General features: G+C 51.1%; 1 rRNA gene. It reads left to right on the top strand.

Annotation, left to right across the window (positions count from 1 at the left end):
- Positions 1-1,276: ribosomal RNA gene (locus C1721_RS16055) — 16S ribosomal RNA — on the top strand; the annotation flags it as partial.
- Positions 1,277-1,350: the final 74 nt, after the last annotated feature.

Genomic DNA, 1,350 nt, shown 5'->3' with positions numbered 1-1,350 from the left:
GTTGGCGGGGTAACGGCCCACCAAACCGACGATGGATAGGGGTTCTGAGAGGAAGGTCCCCCACATTGGTACTGAGACACGGACCAAACTCCTACGGGAGGCAGCAGTGAGGAATATTGGTCAATGGACGCGAGTCTGAACCAGCCAAGTCGCGTGAAGGATGAAGGTTCTATGGATTGTAAACTTCTTTTATAGGGGAATAAAGTGCAGGACGTGTCCTGTTTTGTATGTACCCTACGAATAAGCATCGGCTAACTCCGTGCCAGCAGCCGCGGTAATACGGAGGATGCGAGCGTTATCCGGATTTATTGGGTTTAAAGGGTGCGTAGGTGGATAGATAAGTCAGCGGTGAAAGTTTGTGGCTCAACCATAAAATTGCCGTTGAAACTGTTTATCTTGAGTATGTTTGAGGTATGCGGAATGCGTGGTGTAGCGGTGAAATGCATAGATATCACGCAGAACTCCGATTGCGAAGGCAGCATACTAAACCATCACTGACACTGAAGCACGAAAGCGTGGGTATCAAACAGGATTAGATACCCTGGTAGTCCACGCAGTAAACGATGATTACTAGGAGTTTGCGATACAATGTAAGCTCTACAGCGAAAGCGTTAAGTAATCCACCTGGGGAGTACGCCGGCAACGGTGAAACTCAAAGGAATTGACGGGGGCCCGCACAAGCGGAGGAACATGTGGTTTAATTCGATGATACGCGAGGAACCTTACCCGGGTTTGAACGCATTTGGACCGGAGTGGAAACATTCTTTCTAGCAATAGCCATTTGCGAGGTGCTGCATGGTTGTCGTCAGCTCGTGCCGTGAGGTGTCGGCTTAAGTGCCATAACGAGCGCAACCCTAATCACTAGTTACTAACACATCAAGGTGAGGACTCTAGTGAGACTGCCAGCGTAAGCTGTGAGGAAGGTTGGGATGACGTCAAATCAGCACGGCCCTTACATCCGGGGCGACACACGTGTTACAATGGCGTGGACAAAGAGCAGCCACCTGGCGACAGGGCGCTAATCTCCAAACCACGTCTCAGTTCGGATCGGAGTCTGCAACTCGACTCCGTGAAGCTGGATTCGCTAGTAATCGCGCATCAGCCATGGCGCGGTGAATACGTTCCCGGGCCTTGTACACACCGCCCGTCAAGCCATGGGAGCCGGGGGTACCTGAAGTCCGTAACCGTTGAGGATCGGCCTAGGGTAAAACTGGTGACTGGGGCTAAGTCGTAACAAGGTAGCCGTACCGGAAGGTGCGGCTGGAACACCTCCTTTCTGGAGCACAGAATTACCGAGTATAGTAACGAAGGTATTAACTTCCTTACTTGTGCTGCTTTAGTTGTAATGTA

It is taken from the genome of Parabacteroides bouchesdurhonensis, assembly GCF_900186615.1.
Taxonomy (GTDB): Bacteria; Bacteroidota; Bacteroidia; order Bacteroidales; family Tannerellaceae; genus Parabacteroides; species Parabacteroides bouchesdurhonensis.
Note: the sequence above shows the minus strand (reverse complement) of the source record. Positions and strands in the feature narration are given on the sequence as shown.